We start from the raw sequence: 15,032 nt of genomic DNA on the forward strand, positions 1-15,032 counted from the left end.
CCGACGAGTGGCCTCTCGCGGGCGGCCCCTCAGCAGGGGCGCTTGCGGAGCTCCATCACGTAGTCGTGGGGGGCGCCGGCCGACTCGGCCGCGTCGGCGATCTCGCCCAGGTAGCGCGCGGACGGCAGGCCGCCCTCGTAGGCGTTCAGGGCGAAGGCCCAGGCGGTGTCCTCACCGTCCAGGGTGTGGACCCGCACGCGCGTACGGCGGTAGATGTCGAGCCCCACGCCCTCCCAGCGGTCGAGCGACTCCTCGTCCATGGGGGCGATGTCGTACAGGGAGACGAAGACCTGGGAGAGGGGGTCCTCCACGATCGTCGGCAGGGCGCCCTCCCAGCCCATGTGCTCGCCGCCGAAGGCCAGTCGCCATCCGTTCAGCCAGCCGGTGGCGCGCAGCGGCGAGTGCGGGGCGCGGCGGGACATCAGCCGCGCGTCGAGGTTGCCGGCGTACGCGGCGTAGAGCGACATGGGGGAAGGGTACGGCAGGCGCTCCGGCGTCACTCGTGTAACGACAGGCGTGTGGGCGGGCCCCCGGGCGGTGTCACGTTGTTGCGTGCGGGACAATGGAGTACGTGACTCGGATCGTGATCATCGGTGGCGGACCCGGCGGATACGAAGCGGCGCTGGTGGCCGCTCAACTCGGCGCGGAGGTGACCGTCGTCGACTGCGACGGTCTGGGCGGGGCGTCGGTGCTCACCGACTGCGTGCCGTCGAAGACTCTGATCGCCACGGCCGAGGTGATGACCACCTTCGACTCCTCGTACGAGGAGCTGGGGATCATCGTCGCCGACGACACCCCGCCGATGGAGCAGGCCGCCCGGGTGGTGGGCGTCGACCTGGGCAAGGTCAACCGGCGTGTGAAGCGGCTCGCGCTCGCCCAGTCGCACGACATCACGGCCTCCGTGACGCGTGCCGGGGCGCGTGTCATGCGCGGCCGTGGGCGGCTGGAGGGCATGCAGGCGCTCGACGGGTCGCGGAAGGTGGTGGTGCGCGCCGCCGACGGCAGTGAGGAGACCCTGACCGCGGACGCCGTGCTCATCGCGACCGGTGGGCACCCCCGTGAGCTGCCCGACGCCCAGCCGGACGGCGAGCGGATCCTGAACTGGACCCAGGTGTACGACCTCGACGAGCTCCCCGAGGAGCTGATCGTGGTCGGGTCCGGTGTGACCGGCGCCGAGTTCGCCGGTGCCTACCAGGCGCTGGGTTCCCGGGTGACGCTCGTGTCGTCGCGCGACCGCGTGCTGCCCGGCGAGGACCCGGACGCGGCGGCCGTGCTGGAGGACGTCTTCCGGCGGCGCGGCATGAACGTCATGGGGCGTTCCCGCGCGCAGTCCGCCAAGCGGGTGGGGGACCGGGTCGAGGTGACCCTCGCCGACGGGCGCGTCATCACCGGGTCGCACTGTCTGATGGCCGTAGGTGCCGTGCCCAACAGCGCGGGCATGGGGCTGGAGGACGCCGGTGTCCGGCTGCGCGAGTCCGGCCACATCTGGACCGACAGGGTGTCCCGTACGACCGCTCCCGGCGTGTACGCGGCCGGTGACGTGACCGGCGTGTTCGCCCTCGCGTCCGTGGCCGCCATGCAGGGACGCATCGCGATGTACCACTTCCTGGGTGACGCCGTGGCCCCGCTGAACCTGAAGACGGTCTCCTCGAACGTCTTCACCGACCCGGAGATCGCCACCGTCGGCTACACCCAGGCCGACGTCGACGGCGGGAAGATCGACGCCCGGGTCGTGAAGCTGCCGCTGCTGCGCAACCCGCGAGCGAAGATGCAGGGCATCCGGGACGGCTTCGTCAAGATCTTCTGCCGGCCGGGCACGGGCATCGTGGTCGGCGGTGTCGTCGTGGCGCCGCGCGCTTCGGAACTGATCCACCCCATCTCGATCGCGGTCGACAACAATCTGACCGTCGAACAGATCGCGAACGCCTTCACCGTCTATCCCTCCCTGTCGGGCTCGATCGCCGAGGTGGCACGGCAGTTGCACACGCGCAAGGAGAACGGCGAGGGCTGAGTCCGAAACCGACTCCTCGCTGGTCACGGGGAGTGTTCGATCATTCGTACGGCATAGGCGGCGGGACTAGGCCCTATACCACTTCCCGTTGCTGGGTGCGAACATCTTCTGCTATTCAGCGCAAACTGCTGAAAGCAGACGGTCGCTGGCGTTACTGTCAGTTTCGTGTTCGCTGCAGAACGTCGCCAATTGATCCTCGAAATGGTGCGAGCGAACGGGGCCGTGTCGCTCCGTGAGCTCGCCCGCGTCGTCCAGACCTCCGAAGTGACCGTACGGCGGGACGTGCGCGCGCTGGAGGCAGAAGGACTCCTCGACCGCCGGCACGGCGGTGCGGTACTGCCGGGCGGTTTCACGCGGGAGTCCGGCTTTCCGCAGAAGTCTCATCTCGCGACCGCCGAAAAGACCGCCATCGCCGACCTCGCCGCGAATTTCGTGGAAGAGGGAGAGGCGATCGTGGTCGGGGCGGGTACGACGACCCAGGAGCTGGCCCGCCGGCTCGCCCGGGTGCCCGGGCTCACCGTCGTCACCAACTCCCTCCTCGTCGCCCAGGCGCTGGCCCATGCCAACCGGGTCGAGGTCGTGATGACCGGCGGTACGCTCCGCGGTTCGAACTACGCGCTGGTCGGGAGCGGGGCGGAGCAGTCCCTGCACGGGCTGCGGGTGTCGCGGGCGTTCCTGTCCGGGGCCGGGTTGACCGCCGAGCGCGGGCTGTCCACGTCCAACATGCTGTCGGCTTCCGTCGACCGGGCGTTGGTGCAGGCCGCGGCGGAGGTGGTGGTGCTCGCCGACCACACGAAGCTCGGCACCGACACCATGTTCCAGACCGTGCCCACGGACCTCATCACGCGCCTCGTGACGGACGAGCCGCCCGCCCATGACGACCGTGCGGCCACGGAACTCCAGGCGCTGGCCGACCAGGGCGTGCAGATTGCCGTGGCCGGGGGGCCGGGGGGTTCGTCGGCCGGGGCGGGCGCGGGGGGCCCGGGGGGTGATTCCGTTCCGGCGCGTCAGCAGCGCCGAGACGTGCCGTTGCCCGGGCCTCGGCGGCAGGTGCCGGGCGGTGGGGGGCAGTTGAGGTCTGCTTCTGCCTCCGCATCGATGCTGGGTGAGCAGGGGGCGGAGCGGGCGCGGGTGGCTGATCTGCGGCGGCGTTGACGCCGACGGTGGGCTGCGCCGCGGTTTGCTTTCCGGTACCCGGCGTAGTGGCTGGGCTCGTGTGGGTCCGCAACCCGGCGAAGCGGGGTGCCGCTGCGCCCACCCGTGCCGCCCTTGGCGGCACGATTGCCCGCAGCTATGTGGGGCCTGTGCCCGTGGCTGGGCGGGTGCCCGCAGCCGAGTGGGGCGGGTGCCCGGAGCCAGGCGGGACGGTGCCTGGAGCTGAGTGGCACGGGTGTTTGTAGCCGCAGCTGGCGGGTGCCCGGAGCTGGGGGCGGCGAAGGCGCGAGCCACGACGTGCCCGCACCCGCCTGCCGCGAGAAGGGGACGTGTCGGGGGGTGTCCGCCCGCAGCGGTTGGCGCGTCAACGCCAGTCAGTCGGTGATCGGGCCCATCGCGCCGTTCCGAGGACGGACACCCCCCGGCGCGGCCCTGGCTCGGGGCGGCACCGTAGGCGCTTGTCCACCCCCCCCGGCGCGGCCCCGACCCGGGGCGGAACCGTAGGCGCTTGTCCACCCACCCGGCGCGGCCCCGGCCCCCGGAGGGGTAGGCGCCGTGCCAGGGGTGGAACTTCAGGCCTGCGGGACGTCAGTCCTTGATCTCGCAGATCGCCGCGCCCGACGTCACCGACGCACCGATCTCCGCACTCAGGCCCTTGATCGTGCCCGACCGGTGCGCGTTCAGGGGCTGCTCCATCTTCATGGCCTCCAGGACGACGACCAGGTCGCCCTCCTTGACCTCCTGGCCCTCCTCGACGGCGACCTTGACGATGGTGCCCTGCATCGGGGAGGCGAGGGTGTCGCCGGACGCCACGGGGCCCGACTTCTTCGCCGCGCGGCGCTTCGGCTTGGCGCCGGCCGCGAGCCCCGTACGGGCCAGCGACATGCCCAGCGACGACGGCAGGGAGACCTCGAGGCGCTTGCCGCCGACCTCGACGACGACCGTCTCGCGGCCCGGCTCCTCGTCCGCCTCGGCATCCGCCGGAGCGGTGAACGGCTTGATCTCGTTGACGAACTCCGTCTCGATCCACCGGGTGTGCACCGTGAACGGGTCGGACGAGTCCGTGAGCTCCGGAGCGAACGCCGGGTCCTTCACCACCGCGCGGTGGAACGGGATGGCCGTAGCCATGCCCTCGACCTGGAACTCCTCCAGCGCACGGGCGGCCCGCTGCAGCGCCTCCTTGCGCGTGCGGCCGGTGACGATCAGCTTGGCCAGCAGGGAGTCCCACGCCGGGCCGATGACCGAGCCGGACTCCACACCCGCGTCCAGACGGACACCCGGGCCGGACGGCGGGGCGAACGTCGTGACCGTGCCGGGAGCCGGGAGGAAGTTGCGGCCCGGGTCCTCGCCGTTGATGCGGAACTCGAAGGAGTGGCCGCGCAGCTCCGGGTCGCCGTAGCCGAGCTCCTCACCGTCGGCGATACGGAACATCTCGCGCACCAGGTCGATGCCGGCGACCTCCTCGGTGACCGGGTGCTCCACCTGGAGGCGGGTGTTGACCTCCAGGAAGGAGATCGTGCCGTCCAGGCCGACGAGGAACTCGACCGTGCCCGCGCCGACGTAACCGGCCTCCTTCAGGATCGCCTTGGAGGCGGAGTACAGCTCCTCCATCTGCGCGTCGGACAGGAAGGGGGCGGGGGCCTCCTCCACCAGCTTCTGGTGACGACGCTGCAGCGAGCAGTCACGGGTGGAGACGACGACCACGTTGCCGTGCTGGTCGGCCAGGCACTGCGTTTCCACGTGCCGCGGCTTGTCCAGGTACCGCTCGACGAAGCACTCGCCCCGGCCGAACGCGGCGACGGCCTCACGGACCGCCGAGTCGTACAGCTCCGGTACCTCTTCGAGGGTGCGGGCGACCTTCAGACCACGACCGCCACCACCGAACGCGGCCTTGATCGCGATCGGCAGGCCGTGCTCCTCGGCGAACGCGACGACCTCGTCGGCACCGGACACCGGGTCGGGCGTGCCGGCCACCAGCGGGGCGCCCGCGCGCTGCGCGATGTGCCGGGCGGCGACCTTGTCACCGAGGTCGCGGATCGCCTGCGGCGGCGGGCCGATCCAGATCAGGCCCGCGTCCAGGACCGCCTGAGCGAACTCGGCGTTCTCGGAGAGGAAGCCGTATCCGGGGTGGATCGCGTCCGCGCCCGACTCGCGGGCGGCGCCCAGCACCTTCTCGATGTCGAGGTAGCTGGTGCCCGGCGTGTCACCGCCCAGGGCGAACGCCTCATCCGCGGCGCGGACATGCAGAGCGTCCCGGTCCGGGTCGGCGTAGACGGCCACGCTCGCGATACCGGCATCCCGGCAGGCCCGGGCCACGCGGACAGCGATTTCGCCACGGTTGGCGATGAGCACCTTGCGCACGATTGAGGCTCCCTCCTTGAAACAAGCCGAGTTTAGGGACAGCCGACACGACACTTCGACCCGTCCCCTGTGGTGAGCTTGCCCACACGGAGCGTGATGCGTGGCTCGCTCGACCCGCGAAATCCCTTGTCGCACCGCGGTACGCAGTACTCCTGCGGGAAACCCTAGCCGCCTCCTGTGGTCAAGGTCTCTGTCACCACGTGCTGCGGGCCACTTGGTTTCTTTGTCGAGTCCCTACGAATGGCCCAATGATTCTTTGCCCGCTGCCGGACCCTTGTCCCCCGGTTTACCGGTTAGTAGCGTTCGCGATGTCTTCAGAGGGAAGAGGGTGGGCCCGGTGATACGCAGGCCGGTGGCGTGGGTCGTGGCGGTGGTGCTGTTCGCGGAGGCGTTCGGCGTCGCGGCGCTCAACTGGTTCCTGGGGATGGTCGTCGACCGGCAGGACATGTCGCTGGCCGGCCTGGACCCGCACGTGATGTCGGTGTCGTCGAAGATCGGCGGGATCGCCTTCGGCCTCTACTTCGCCCTGTGCGGCCTGGTCGCCCTGCTGGTGGCGCTCAGGGACCGGTCCCCGGCGGGCTTCGGACGCGTGCTGCTGATCAGCGCGGCCGTCGTGCACGCACTGCTGGGCGCGTTCACCCGGGGCCCCGTCGGCTGGCCCGCGTTCCTTTTCATGGAGCTGGTGTTCGCCCTGATCGTGCTGCTGCTGATGACCTACGACCGCCCGGCGGAGCCCGCCGACGCCGCGCCCGGGGGCGGACAGAGCGGCGACGGGTCCCCGGTCACCTCTCCGCCGGCGCCCACAACTCCGTGATGCCGACGCCCAGGTCGGCCAGCAGCCGCCGCAGGAGCGGGAGGCTGAGGCCGATGACGTTGCCGTGGTCACCGTCGATGCCGTCGATGAACGGGGCCGAACGGCCGTCCAGCGTGAACGCCCCGGCGACGTAGAGGGGTTCGCCGGAGGCCACGTAGGCGGCGATCTCCTCGTCGGTGGGGTCGCCGAAGTGCACGACCGTGGAGGCGGTGGCGGAGACGTAGCGGCCGGTGAGCGTGTCGTAGACGCAGTGGCCGGTCTGGAGGGTGCCGGCGCGGCCGCGCATCGACTTCCAGCGGGCGGTGGCCTCCTCGGCGTCCGCGGGCTTGCCGAGCGCCTCGCCGTCCAGGTCGAGCACCGAGTCGCAGCCGATCACGAGCGCGCCCTTGACCTCCGGCCGGGCCGCCACGACGGACGCCTTCGCCTCGGCCAGGGCCAGCGCCAGCTCGGCCGGGGTGGGAGCGGTGACGGCTTCCTCGTCGACGCCGCTCACGATCACCTCGGGGGCGAGGCCGGCCTGGCGGAGCAGTCCGAGCCGGGCGGGGGACTGGGAGGCGAGGACGAGTCGGCGGCGCGGCTGATCTGTCATGCGTTCAGCGTATCGGCGTCACCGGGCGCGGCTCACCTCACGCCGATCACGATCATCGCCAGCACCATGGCCAGGGCCAGGAGAACGCTCAGCCGCCGCAGCATGTCCTGCATGTCACGCAGTTCTTCGGGCGGTTCGTTCTCGGGGTCGGACCACAGCATGCCACCAGCGTGCGGCCTGGCGGGGCGGGGCGCCTGAGTAGCGGTACTCAAATCGGCGCCCCGCGTCGTTCCACCGTGCGCGGTTCCCCGCGCCCGTCGGGACGGCGCCCCGCGTCGTTCCACCGTGCGCGGTTCCCCGCGCCCGTCGGGACGGGAGGTCTAGCCCGGCCAGTAGGTGCGGCCCCACGCCGACGGCCCCGGCTGGGGCAGGCGGTGGGCCGCGATGCGGGACGGGTCGGACCAGGAATCGCGGGATGTCGGCGCGCCGGGCGGGGCGGCCGCCGCCGCCGCGGCGCGCGCCCTGACCACCGCCAGGGCGGCGGCCAGCTCCTCCGGGGTCGGGTTGCCCCGTACGACCTTGATCGTCATGTGGGCCTCCTGGGCTCGCTGCGGGCTAGAGGGGGATGTTGCCGTGCTTCTTCGGAGGCAGGGATTCCCGCTTCGTACGCAGTTGACGCAGACCCCGTACGACGTGCCGGCGGGTCTCGGACGGCATGATCACAGCGTCGATGTAACCGCGCTCCGCCGCGACGTAGGGGTTGAGGAGGGCGTCCTCGTACTCCTGGATCAGCCGGGCGCGGACCGCCTCCAGGTCCTCGCCGTTCGCCTCGGCCTCCGCGATGGTGCGGCGGTGCAGGATGTTGACCGCGCCCTGGGCGCCCATGACGGCGATCTGGGCGGTGGGCCAGGCGAGGTTGAGGTCGGCGCCCAGGTGCTTGGAGCCCATGACGTCGTAGGCGCCGCCGAAGGCCTTGCGCGTGATGATCGTGATGAGCGGGACGGTCGCCTCGGCGTAGGCGTAGATCAGCTTGGCGCCGCGGCGGATGATGCCATCGTGCTCCTGGCCGACGCCGGGCAGGAAGCCGGGGACGTCGACGAACGTGATCACCGGGACGTTGAAGGCGTCGCAGGTCCGCACGAAGCGGGCGGCCTTCTCGCTGGCCTTGATGTCCAGGCACCCGGCGAGCTGCGTCGGCTGGTTGGCGATGATGCCGACCGGGTGGCCCTCGACCCGCCCGAAGCCGGTGACGATGTTCGGCGCGTACAGCGGCTGCGTCTCGAAGAACTCGGCGTCGTCCAGGACGTGCTCGATCACCGCGTGCATGTCGTACGGCTGGTTCGCGCTGTCCGGGACGATCACGTCCAGCTCGCGGTCCTCGTCGCTGACCTCCAGGTCGGCCTCCTCGGGGAAGACCGGTGCCTCGGAGAGGTTGTTGGACGGCAGGTAGGACAGCAGCTGCTTGATGTACTCGATGGCGTCCTTCTCGTCGCCCGCCATGTGGTGGGCGACTCCGGAGGTCGCGTTGTGGGTCCGGGCACCGCCCAGCTCCTCGAAGCCGACGTCCTCGCCGGTGACGGTCTTGATGACGTCGGGGCCGGTGATGAACATGTGCGAGGTCTGGTCGACCATGACCGTGAAGTCGGTGATGGCCGGGGAGTAGACCGCGCCGCCCGCGCACGGCCCGACGACCAGGCTGATCTGCGGGATGACGCCGGAGGCGTGGGTGTTGCGGCGGAAGATCTCGCCGTAGGCGCCGAGCGAGGCGACGCCCTCCTGGATCCTCGCCCCGCCGGAGTCGTTGATCCCGATGACCGGGCAGCCGGTCTTCAGGGCGAAGTCCATGACCTTGACGATCTTCTGGCCGTAGACCTCGCCGAGGGCACCGCCGAAGACGGTGAAGTCCTGCGAGAACACGGCGACCGGGCGGCCGTCGACGGTGCCGTACCCGGTGACGACGCCGTCGCCGTAGGGGCGGTTCTTGTCGAGGCCGAAGTTCGTGGAGCGGTGCCGGGCGAACTCGTCGAGCTCGACGAAGGAGCCCTCGTCGAGCAGGAGCTCGATCCGCTCACGGGCCGTCAGCTTGCCCTTGGCGTGCTGCTTTTCGACGGCGCGTGCGGAGCCGGCGTGTGTCGCTTCCTCGATGCGTCGCTTCAGATCCGCGAGCTTGCCCGCGGTCGTGTGAATGTCGGGCTGCTGCTGCTCTTCCGGCTCGGACATCGGGATGCGGCTCCCTGCCTGCTCAAAAGGGGGGACGGTTACTCATCCGTAGACTAGTGGGGTGCCTCCGCATCGGCAGTGCGGCGTTTACCACACCTAGGGTGGCTTGCATGACGCCGCGAGATGCATCAGAGCCGAACGGGAGCCGTTGGTCCGACCTGGACCGTCCGCCCCTCAACGTCACCGCCCTGCGCCGTGGTCTGGTGCGTCCGGGAGGGCTGTGGTCGGAGGTGGACGTGGTGCAGCGCACCGGCTCCACGAACACCGATCTGGTGGCCCGTGCGGCGAAGGGGGAGGCCACCGAGGGCGCGGTGCTGGTCGCCGAGGAGCAGTCGGCCGGGCGCGGGCGCCTGGACCGGCAGTGGACGGCACCGCCGAGGTCCGGTCTCTTCTTCTCGGTCCTGCTCACGCCGGGCGAGGTGCCGGTGGCGCGGTGGGGCTGGCTGCCGCTGCTCACGGGTGTGGCGGTGGCGACGGGGCTGTCCCGGGCGGCGGGTGTGGACACGGCCCTGAAGTGGCCGAACGACCTGCTGGTCACGGTGGGGGGCGCGGAGCGCAAGGCCGGGGGCATTCTGGCCGAAGGGGCCGGTGACGGCGGGGTCGTCATCGGCGTCGGCATCAACGTCTCGCTGAAGGACGACGAGCTGCCCGTTCCGACCGCGGGCTCCCTGGGGCTGGCCGGGGCAGTGAGCACCGACCGCGATCCGTTGCTGCGCGGGGTGCTGCGTTCCCTGGAGGACTGGTACGGCAAGTGGCGTGCGGCCGAGGGCGACCCGGGGGTGTGCGGGTTGCAGGAGGCATATGCGGCGGGCTGTGCGACGCTCGGGCGGGTGGTGCGGGCGGAGTTGCCGGGGGATCGGGCGATCGTGGGGGAAGCGGTGGCTGTGGACGGGGACGGGCGGCTCGTACTGGCGACGGAGGACGGGGTGCAGGAGCCGGTGGGTGCTGGGGACATCGTGCACTTGCGGCCTGCGTGAGTCGCTGTCGGGGTGGGACCGCGGAGCGGCATGCCTCCTCCGAGCTCTCGGCTTCGGTGGCGCAGGGGGACCCCACTCCCACCCCCCCAAAGAGACTCTCGGCGTCGCTCGAGCAGAGGGACCCCCCGTCGCCCCCAGCGGCACGATTGCCCGCAGCTCTGAGGGAGAGGCGCCGGAGCTGAGCCGGCCGCGGTCCAGGTGCTTCCAGCCCGTCCGGCGATTGAGGACGAGGCCGTTCAGGCCGAAGCGGGGGGCTGGGGGCGGCAGCCCCCAGGGGGCCCGGCACCGACGCCGAGTACCGAGCCGAACGCCGGGCACCTCCCCCCCTCGGCTGGACCTGACGGAGTGAGCTGGCGCACACCTGCCGTAGAGTTGAGGCCGGTCGATACATGACCGTGACAGATCGGAAGGGCAACACGCGTGACCGTCGACGACTCGGGTTCCGGCGAGGACGCGCAGGGCGCCGACTCCGGCGAGGATCCGCTCGCCCTGCGCCTCGAAGGGCTCATCCTGGGCGCCGAGCGCCGCTACACCCCGTTTCAGGCGGCCCGCAGCGCCGGTGTCTCCATGGAACTGGCCTCCCGCTTCTGGCGGGCCATGGGCTTCGCCGACATCGGCCAGGCCAAGGCCCTCACGGAGGCCGACGTACTCGCGCTGCGGCGCCTCGCGGGCCTGGTCGAGGCGGGGCTGCTGAGCGAGGCGATGGCCGTGCAGGTGGCCCGGTCCACCGGGCAGACCACCGCGCGGCTCGCCGAGTGGCAGATCGACTCCTTCCTGGAGGGGCTGACCGAGCCGCCCGAGCCGGGCATGACCCGCACCGAGGTGACGTACCCGATCGTCGAGCTGCTCCTGCCCGAGCTGGAGGAGTTCCTGGTCTACGTCTGGCGTCGCCAGCTCGCCGCCTCGGCGGGACGGGTCGTGCAGGCGGCCGACGACGAGGAGATGGTCGACCGGCGCCTGGCCGTCGGCTTCGCCGACCTGGTCGGGTTCACGCGGCTGACCCGCCGCATGGAGGAGGAGGAGCTCGGCGAGCTCGTCGAGGCCTTCGAGACGACGGCCGCGGACCTGGTGGCCGCGAACGGCGGGCGGCTGATCAAGACCCTCGGTGACGAGGTGCTCTACGCCGCCGACGACGCCGGCACGGCCGCGGAGATCGCGCTGCGGCTGATCGAGACCATGGCGCACGACGAGACGATGCCGGAACTGCGCGTCGGCATGGCGTTCGGCACGGTGACCACCCGTATGGGTGATGTGTTCGGTACGACCGTGAACCTGGCCTCCCGGCTCACCTCGATAGCTCCCAAGGACGCCGTCCTCGTCGACACCGCGTTCGCCGAGGAGCTGATCCGTACGCAGGACGCCCCGGCCTCGGAGGCGGAGGCGGCCGAGGAGGCCGCGGCGGCGGAGAAGGAGGGCGAGGAGCCCCCGTCGTACCGGTTCGGGCTGCAGCCGATGTGGCAGCGGCCGGTGCGTGGGCTGGGCGTCGTGGAGCCGTGGCTGCTCACGCGGCGCGACGGGACACCGTAGCCGCTCGTCGAAGCTCTGTGCCGGGGTGTCGGGTCCCCGTGCCGGGGTGTCGGGTTCCTGCGCCGGGGTGCCGGCTCTCCCCGTGCCGGGGTGTCGGATGTCTGGCCGGGGTGCCTCGCCTCGCTCGTCAGGGGCTGTCGACCGGCGAGTCCACGCACAGGCCGATGACCGGCACGCACAGGTCCGGGTCATGGGGCTTCTTCGGCTCCTCGGGTGCGGGGCCCGGGGCCGGTGTGGCCCGGGTCGGCGGTGCGGGCGGAGAAGGGGCCGGGCGCGGCGCGTCGTCGCCTTCCGGTGCCGTCGGTGAGGAGGCGGGGGCGTTCGGCCTGCCGGGGATGGTGGTGGGTACCGGGGCGGCGATCGTGGCCGTCCCCGGGGTGTGGGCCGTGGCGGACGGGGAGGGCCGGGCGCCCTTGGTGACCGGTGACGGGGTCAGGCCGCCCAGGGCCGTGGGCGAGGAGGGGCTCGCGTCGGGGGCGGCCGGGAGGCTCGCGGAGGTGCGGGTGGCGTCGTCCGCAGAGTCCGTGGAGGTGGTGGCCGGGTCCGGGCGGGGTCCGGCCTCGAGGGTGCCGGCCTCGGAGCCCGGGCCGGAGCTCAGGCGCAGGAGGCTCAGGGCGCCCGCGGCGAGGGCGAGGCCACCGGCGGCGAGCAGGACCTTGCGGGGGCGGGGCTTGCGGTGACGGCCCCGGACCCGCGGTGCGAAGGGGCCGCTCTCGGCCGGGCCCGGCTCGGGGCGGTGTGGCGCCGTCGTGCCCTGGTGTGGCGAGGGCTCACGTCGGTGCGGTGTGGTGGTGCCCTGGTGGGGCGAGGGCTCACCCCCGTGCGGTGCCGTCGTGCGCTGGTGGGGCGAGGGCTCACCCCCGTGCGGTGCCGTCGTGCCCTGGTGGGGCGAGGGCTCACGTCGGAGCGGTGTGGTGGTGCCCTGGTGTGGCGAGGGCTCACGTCGGTGCGGTGCCGTGGCGGCCGGGTGGGGCGAGGGCTCACCCCCGTGCGGTGCCGTCGTGCGCTGGCGGGGCGAGGGCTCGCCTCGGTGCGGTGCCGTGGCGGCCTGGTCGGGCGTGGCCTCGGGGCGGTGTGGTGCCGTGGGGGCTCTGGTGTCCCCTCGTGGCCTCGTCGGCGTGTTCGTCGTCATCACGGTCCCTCCCCGAAACGGTCCCTCCCCGCAGCGCATGCGCCCCCTGCGCGCCGCGGGGCATGCACGCTATGCGCTCTCATGGGTGGTTGGGTCGGAGTTGGGGTGATGTCACCCGAACGGGTGGACGGGGCGTAGCGGAAGCCGGGCGAGTCCGCCCTTTCGCGGGTGGGGTGCGACTGCGATGATCGGAGCGTCGACCTTGTTAACCCGCGTTAACCGGAGGGTGTCATGAGTGAGGAACGGTTCGGGGAGTTCGTGCTGGTGCGGCGGCATGAGCAGGGGCATGTCGCGGAGCTCGTCCTCGACCGGCCCAAGGCCATGAACGCGGTGTCGACGCAGATGGCGCGGTCCATCGCCGGGGCCTGTACGGCGCTGGCGGAGGACCGGGACGTACGGGCGGTCGTACTGACCTCGACGCATGAGCGGGCCTTCTGTGTCGGGGCGGATCTGAAGGAGCGGAACTCCTTCAGTGACGCGGACCTGCTGCGGCAGCGGCCGGTGACGCGGGGGGCGTACACCGGCGTGCTGGAGCTGCCGGTGCCGACGGTGGCGGCGGTCCACGGATTCGCGCTCGGCGGCGGGTTCGAGCTGGCGCTGGCGTGCGACGTGATCGTGGCGGACCGCACGGCGGTGGTGGGGCTGCCGGAGGTGTCGGTCGGGGTGATCCCCGGGGGTGGGGGCACGCAGTTGCTGCCGCGGCGCGTCGGGGCGGCCCGGGCGGCCGAGCTGATCTTCTCCGCGCGGCGGGTCGAGGCCGTCGAGGCGGGCGAGTTGGGGCTGGTCGATCAGCTGGTCGAGGAGGGGCGGGCCCGGGAGGAGGCGTTGGCGCTGGCGGCGCGGATCGCCGGGAACTCTCCGGTGGGGCTGCGGGCGGCGAAGCGGGCCCTGCGGCTCGGGCAGGGGCTCGACCTGCGGGCCGGGCTGGAGGTCGAGGACGCGGCGTGGCGGGCGACGGCCTTCTCGGGTGACCGGGCGGAGGGGGTCGCGGCCTTCAACGAGCGGCGCAAGCCGCAGTGGCCGGGGGAGTAGTGGCCGGGGCGGGCCCGGGCGCCGCAAGTCGTCCCCGTTCGCGTCGTAAACACGTCAGTCTGGCTGGAAACTCCCTAGCCTGGAGGGATGGGTGAGGACAGACGGCTCGCGGCCGTCGTCGCGTTGGCTCAGGGGATGGCGGCCGCGCACGGGTCACGTGAGGCGTGGCGTGCCGCGGCCGCCGGGGCGTGCCGGGCGCTGGGCGGGAGTTTCGCCGCGTTGTCCGTGTGGGAGCGCGAGCTCGGGCGGCTGCGGGTCCTGGTGAACGTGGGCGAGCTGGCGGAGGGGGAGGAGGAGTTCCCGGAGGACGAGGCCTACCCGGTGCACCAGTTCGCCGAGATCACCGAGTTCCTGCACGAGAAGTGGGCCGGTGGCGGGGAGCCCGACGCATGGGTGGAGACCGCCCAGGGGCCCGCCGCCGGACGGCCCGGGTACTGCCATCAGCGGGTCGCCGCCCTGCGGCGCCGCGGCCGGGGCTGCTGCGTGGTCGCGCCCATCGTGCTGCACGGGCGGGCCTGGGGCGAGCTGTACGTCGCCCGCCCGGCCGGTGAGGCCGTCTTCGGGCGGGACGACGCCGACTTCGCCACCGTCCTGGCCTCCGTCGTGGCCGCCGGCCTCGCCCAGACGGAGCGGCTGGAGGAGGTCCGGCGGCTCGCCTTCACCGACTCCCTCACCGGACTCGCCAACCGCCGCGCCGTGGACGTACGCCTGGAGCGGGCGATCGAGCGGCACCGCCGGGACGACGCCGTGGTCAGTCTCGTCGTCTGCGATCTGAACGGGCTCAAGCGGGTCAACGACACCCATGGGCACGCCGCCGGCGACCGGCTCCTGGAGCGGTTCGGGTCGGTGCTGTCGCTGTGCGGGGCCATGCTGCCGGGGGCGCTGGCCGCGCGGCTGGGCGGGGACGAGTTCTGTCTGCTCGCGGTCGGGCCGCCCGCCGACCAGGTCGTGAAGGCGGCCGGCGAACTGTGCCGCAGAGCCGCCGAGTTGGAGCTCGGGGACGGGGTGGCCTGCGGGGTCGCCTCCACCGAGGACCCGATCGGGCCGGTGCGTTCCGCCCGTCGGCTGTTCCGGCTCGCCGACGCCGCCCAGTACCGGGCCAAGGCCGAGCGGGCGGCCAGGCCGGTCGTCGCGGGCCGGGCCGGGCCGGACGACCCCGTCGTACGGCTCGCGGACCAACCGTCCACGGAGGCGGGCGGAGAGCGCCGGCGGTTCCGCGGCCGGCACGCGCCCTGATCCCCGTCCGGGTGGCATGCCGTGCTCGGGCACGGGCG

Annotated in this window: 13 protein-coding genes and 1 pseudogene; 7 read left to right on the top strand and 7 right to left on the bottom strand. The window is 72.5% G+C overall.

What is annotated here, in order from left to right; translation table 11 throughout:
• Positions 1 to 29 precede the first annotated feature (29 nt).
• Positions 30 to 467 carry a gamma-glutamylcyclotransferase gene (locus ACFY5B_RS19705; RefSeq protein WP_389970720.1) on the bottom strand — a complete coding sequence of 146 codons (438 nt, stop codon included), beginning with the start codon at positions 465 to 467 and terminating at the stop codon, positions 30 to 32.
• Positions 468 to 553: 86 nt separating this feature from the next.
• On the opposite strand from ACFY5B_RS19705, the pseudogene ACFY5B_RS19710 reads away from it, so the two are divergent.
• Positions 554 to 2,011: pseudogene (locus tag ACFY5B_RS19710) on the top strand (NAD(P)H-quinone dehydrogenase); the annotation flags it as partial.
• 165 nt (positions 2,012 to 2,176) lie between these two features.
• Positions 2,177 to 3,166: a DeoR/GlpR family DNA-binding transcription regulator gene (locus ACFY5B_RS19715; protein ID WP_389970723.1), complete on the top strand. Its 990-nt coding sequence runs from the start codon at positions 2,177 to 2,179 to the stop codon at positions 3,164 to 3,166.
• 588 nt (positions 3,167 to 3,754) lie between these two features.
• Here the strand turns inward: ACFY5B_RS19715 and ACFY5B_RS19720 are convergent.
• Positions 3,755 to 5,527 carry an acetyl/propionyl/methylcrotonyl-CoA carboxylase subunit alpha gene (locus ACFY5B_RS19720; protein WP_389970726.1) on the bottom strand — a complete coding sequence of 591 codons (1,773 nt, stop codon included), beginning with the start codon at positions 5,525 to 5,527 and terminating at the stop codon, positions 3,755 to 3,757.
• Positions 5,528 to 5,864: 337 nt separating this feature from the next.
• Between ACFY5B_RS19720 and ACFY5B_RS19725 the strand changes: the two genes are divergently transcribed.
• Positions 5,865 to 6,341: a hypothetical protein gene (locus tag ACFY5B_RS19725; RefSeq protein ID WP_389970729.1), complete on the top strand. Its 477-nt coding sequence runs from the start codon at positions 5,865 to 5,867 to the stop codon at positions 6,339 to 6,341.
• On the opposite strand, the gene ACFY5B_RS19730 is transcribed toward ACFY5B_RS19725, so the two are convergent.
• The 4 genes from ACFY5B_RS19730 to ACFY5B_RS19745 all read right to left on the bottom strand — a co-directional run bounded on the left by ACFY5B_RS19730 (position 6,310) and on the right by ACFY5B_RS19745 (position 9,090).
• Positions 6,310 to 6,930 carry a nucleoside triphosphate pyrophosphatase gene (locus tag ACFY5B_RS19730; RefSeq protein WP_389970732.1) on the bottom strand — a complete coding sequence of 207 codons (621 nt, stop codon included), beginning with the start codon at positions 6,928 to 6,930 and terminating at the stop codon, positions 6,310 to 6,312. The genes ACFY5B_RS19725 and ACFY5B_RS19730 overlap by 32 nt on opposite strands.
• A 32-nt stretch (positions 6,931 to 6,962) precedes the next feature.
• Positions 6,963 to 7,091: a morphogenic membrane protein MmpB gene (gene mmpB, locus ACFY5B_RS19735; protein ID WP_142160211.1), complete on the bottom strand. Its 129-nt coding sequence runs from the start codon at positions 7,089 to 7,091 to the stop codon at positions 6,963 to 6,965.
• 159 nt (positions 7,092 to 7,250) lie between these two features.
• Complete coding sequence (locus ACFY5B_RS19740; RefSeq protein ID WP_344458318.1) at positions 7,251 to 7,460, bottom strand: acyl-CoA carboxylase epsilon subunit; 210 nt, start codon at positions 7,458 to 7,460, stop codon at positions 7,251 to 7,253.
• 25 nt (positions 7,461 to 7,485) lie between these two features.
• On the bottom strand, positions 7,486 to 9,090 hold the full coding sequence (locus ACFY5B_RS19745; RefSeq protein WP_053675481.1) for an acyl-CoA carboxylase subunit beta: 1,605 nt from the start codon (positions 9,088 to 9,090) through the stop codon (positions 7,486 to 7,488).
• 110 nt (positions 9,091 to 9,200) lie between these two features.
• On the opposite strand from ACFY5B_RS19745, the gene ACFY5B_RS19750 reads away from it, so the two are divergent.
• Positions 9,201 to 10,067 (top strand): biotin--[acetyl-CoA-carboxylase] ligase, encoded by an 867-nt coding sequence (locus tag ACFY5B_RS19750; protein ID WP_389970737.1) that lies wholly within the window; start codon positions 9,201 to 9,203, stop codon positions 10,065 to 10,067.
• 420 nt (positions 10,068 to 10,487) lie between these two features.
• A complete protein-coding gene (locus ACFY5B_RS19755) occupies positions 10,488 to 11,594 on the top strand; it encodes an adenylate/guanylate cyclase domain-containing protein (RefSeq protein ID WP_389970740.1) in 1,107 nt (368 codons plus the stop codon).
• Between the two features lie 127 nt (positions 11,595 to 11,721).
• On the opposite strand, the gene ACFY5B_RS19760 is transcribed toward ACFY5B_RS19755, so the two are convergent.
• Entirely contained in the window at positions 11,722 to 12,726 is a 1,005-nt protein-coding gene (locus tag ACFY5B_RS19760) for a hypothetical protein (protein WP_389970743.1), read from the bottom strand.
• 231 nt (positions 12,727 to 12,957) lie between these two features.
• Between ACFY5B_RS19760 and ACFY5B_RS19765 the strand changes: the two genes are divergently transcribed.
• Together ACFY5B_RS19765 and ACFY5B_RS19770 are read left to right on the top strand one after the other, a co-directional pair.
• Positions 12,958 to 13,758 carry an enoyl-CoA hydratase/isomerase family protein gene (locus tag ACFY5B_RS19765; RefSeq protein WP_389970746.1) on the top strand — a complete coding sequence of 267 codons (801 nt, stop codon included), beginning with the start codon at positions 12,958 to 12,960 and terminating at the stop codon, positions 13,756 to 13,758.
• A gap of 87 nt (positions 13,759 to 13,845) precedes the next feature.
• Positions 13,846 to 14,994, top strand: coding sequence for a diguanylate cyclase domain-containing protein (locus tag ACFY5B_RS19770; protein WP_389970749.1), 1,149 nt, complete (start codon positions 13,846 to 13,848; stop codon positions 14,992 to 14,994).
• Positions 14,995 to 15,032 lie beyond the last annotated feature (38 nt).

Origin of the sequence: Streptomyces sp. NPDC013187 (assembly GCF_042899705.1) — a bacterium.
Taxonomy (GTDB): Bacteria; Actinomycetota; Actinomycetes; order Streptomycetales; family Streptomycetaceae; genus Streptomyces; species Streptomyces hawaiiensis_A.

What these genes read in the sequence shown, in the direction of transcription:
- ACFY5B_RS19730 (WP_389970732.1), bottom strand. Translation starts at nt 6,930, where the DNA reads ATGACAGATCAGCCGCGCCGCCGACTCGTCCTCGCCTCCCAGTCCCCC.
- ACFY5B_RS19765 (WP_389970746.1), top strand. Translation starts at nt 12,958, where the DNA reads ATGAGTGAGGAACGGTTCGGGGAGTTCGTGCTGGTGCGGCGGCATGAG.
- ACFY5B_RS19770 (WP_389970749.1), top strand. Translation starts at nt 13,846, where the DNA reads ATGGGTGAGGACAGACGGCTCGCGGCCGTCGTCGCGTTGGCTCAGGGG.
- ACFY5B_RS19760 (WP_389970743.1), bottom strand. Translation starts at nt 12,726, where the DNA reads ATGACGACGAACACGCCGACGAGGCCACGAGGGGACACCAGAGCCCCC.
- ACFY5B_RS19740 (WP_344458318.1), bottom strand. Translation starts at nt 7,460, where the DNA reads ATGACGATCAAGGTCGTACGGGGCAACCCGACCCCGGAGGAGCTGGCC.
- ACFY5B_RS19705 (WP_389970720.1), bottom strand. Translation starts at nt 467, where the DNA reads ATGTCGCTCTACGCCGCGTACGCCGGCAACCTCGACGCGCGGCTGATG.
- mmpB (WP_142160211.1), bottom strand. Translation starts at nt 7,091, where the DNA reads ATGCTGTGGTCCGACCCCGAGAACGAACCGCCCGAAGAACTGCGTGAC.
- ACFY5B_RS19745 (WP_053675481.1), bottom strand. Translation starts at nt 9,090, where the DNA reads ATGTCCGAGCCGGAAGAGCAGCAGCAGCCCGACATTCACACGACCGCG.
- ACFY5B_RS19750 (WP_389970737.1), top strand. Translation starts at nt 9,201, where the DNA reads ATGACGCCGCGAGATGCATCAGAGCCGAACGGGAGCCGTTGGTCCGAC.